The organism is Polaribacter sp., from assembly GCF_965656025.1.
In the GTDB taxonomy this organism is placed as follows: Bacteria; Bacteroidota; Bacteroidia; order Flavobacteriales; family Flavobacteriaceae; genus Polaribacter.
The window spans coordinates 42,528-45,039 of sequence record NZ_CBFHJT010000015.1 but is presented as its reverse complement, the minus strand read 5'-3'; the positions used below and the strand labels follow the sequence as shown (position 1 = coordinate 45,039).

1 protein-coding gene is annotated in these 2,512 nt (G+C 34.5%); it reads left to right on the top strand.

Annotated elements, in window-relative coordinates; genetic code table 11:
• The coding region (locus ACTG3S_RS04535) for a hypothetical protein (protein ID WP_439128186.1) at positions 1 to 2,512 on the top strand (2,512 nt) is incomplete at both ends.

Sequence of the window (2,512 nt, the reverse complement as noted above, 5' to 3'; positions counted from 1 at the left end):
TATTGTACTTAACGATACTGTAAACGTTCCAACTGATTTTTCATCAATAAAGTTGAGAACAGAATATGGTATTGTGCTCTCTGACTCTATACAACCTTGGACAAATGAAGATAGTTATCGTTTGTATAAAATGTTCTCCAATTTACCATACAATCCGTATGGAGAAGGAAGTACCATAGATTTTAGTACTGGAGAAAATATACGAGGTGTTTTTATGCTTACAGACCTAGAGTTAAGCGATGATATTACTATTAATAACGCAGGAGACATTCCTTATGCCACTGTAAGTCAGAGTGCCTTTACCTATGCAAATCCTCAAATTGTAAAATTAGACGGAATTCGTGGTAAGTTCTACTCTAAGAGACTATACCATGCTGTAGTAAATTTTATTACCGATTTTGCAAATAATGAGGAAGTATTAGATTGGTTAGCAAGGGAAAGTTTTGGTATTAAATTTGTAAAACCAAATGAGTTTTCAGAAGTATTTGCAGAGGAAAATGGTACGTTTATGGGAGATGACAAATCTAACTTTCAAGATTACTATAATACAGAAAAGTTAGAAATATTGAGTATGTTCGAGGAATTACCTGAAGGATTTCATAAACAAGAGGGGTTAAAATATTTAGTTCGTAGAATTGATGGGCAAGAACATCCTGACCCTGTTTATAAACCAGCAGCCGCTATTGCTTGGACAGGTTTAAAAACCATAGAGTTTATGAGCAAAGCGTTTATTGGAGGTAATTTAAGTGACACCAGACGTTTAATCTTACATGAAAAAGCACACTTTCTATGGGAATATACTTTTGATGATACGACCAAAAACGATTGGGCAGAACTTGGTGGATGGTTTGAAGACCCAACTGCTGCAAGTGGCTGGTCTAATTATAATACTACAGAATTTGTTTCGGCTTATGCACATGCAAAAAACCCAAATGAGGATATGGCTGAATCTATTGCTATTTATTTAACTAATCCTGATCGATTGATTCAGGTATCACAAAAGAAATATGAATTTATTAGAGACCGAATTATGCATGGTACACGTTATGTATCTATCATAAGAGAAGATTTAACATTTACAGTTTACAATTTATACCCAGATTATACTTTTCCGGGGAAAATAGTAGCCTTAGATTTAGAAGTTGAAGGTGGCGCTGGTGAAGATAAAAAAGTAACTATGAAAATTAGATTGAATTCTACAGATCCAGCTATTGATGGTGCTACAAAGGCAACTGCTCGTTTCGCATCATCTATCGGTACTATTTTTGATATCGGTTTCTCTCCAGTAAATGGCAGTATCGATTCTGTTTTAGTGGGTTCCGCATCTGTAAGTAAGTTTGTTAAATCTGGTTATTGGAACTTGGTGAGTTTAAGAACTGAGGATCAGTCAGGTAATGCTAGATATGAAAATACCTCTACAGTAGGAGCTAAATTATTTATCTCAAACCCTTTAGAAGACATTACACCACCTAAGTTTCTAGATTTTGCAATGACACGTATCGATAGTACATTTAATGAAAATGGAAATATTGACGCCAATGGAAAGCCTGGACAAGCTATAAAGTTGACTTCTAGATGGGAAGAAAATCTTGAGTTAAGTGGTAATGGAGCTGTAGTAAGAATTGATTTCCCTAACTCTGATCAAGCTGAAACCTATTTTAAAGAAGCAGGTGCTTATGTTATTAATACTAATAATAGTGTTAAGGAACTTGAAGGGTTCTTTTTTATGGAAGACTATTATCCATCTGGGTATTATACTGTAACTTCTATGTACACAGGAGATGAAGCAGGTAATAGTAGTTGGGTCAATTTTTCAAATAATCCAGATAATGCTGGTTTTGTAGACAATATCAATAGTTTCGCTGCCTTAAAAGATTCGGTTTATATAGAAACTAAATACCCTGACATCGTAAAACCAGAAATAGACTTAAATAATATTACTGTTGTAGCTGAACCCACGAATCCACAGGCGCCTAATGGTGAAACAAGAGTAGATATTAATTTTAATGCTAGAGACTTATCTGATTTTCCTGGACATGAATCTGGTGTATATAAAGTGGAATTAACTCTTAGAGATCCTCAAGGCAAGAAATTTAGTTATCAAACAGGAAATTCAACTATGAATCATCCTGAATTAGATTTAGAAGATACTGCACCTGTGTTAGACTCTATATGGCGTAATTATAGTTTTAATTTAGTACTTCCCCAAGGTTCTGCTGCTGGTGTCTGGGGTATATCCGACATTGTAGTTATTGATAAAGTTGGAAATACAAAAAGCTATAACTTCGAAGAGTATGTTCGTTTTGATATTATAGAATCTGACATCGAATTGGAAGAGCCTTTAGAAATTGAGATAACAGACAAAGTAATTAACGCAGGCAATGTAGATGCTATAAAAGCAAAAATATCTTGTAAACCTTGTGCTGGGCTAAATTATGTAGCTACCATTTATTCTAGATTTGGCGGTGGTACAATTGTTAGAACCGAAGGTACATTAAGTTCAGACGAAGTA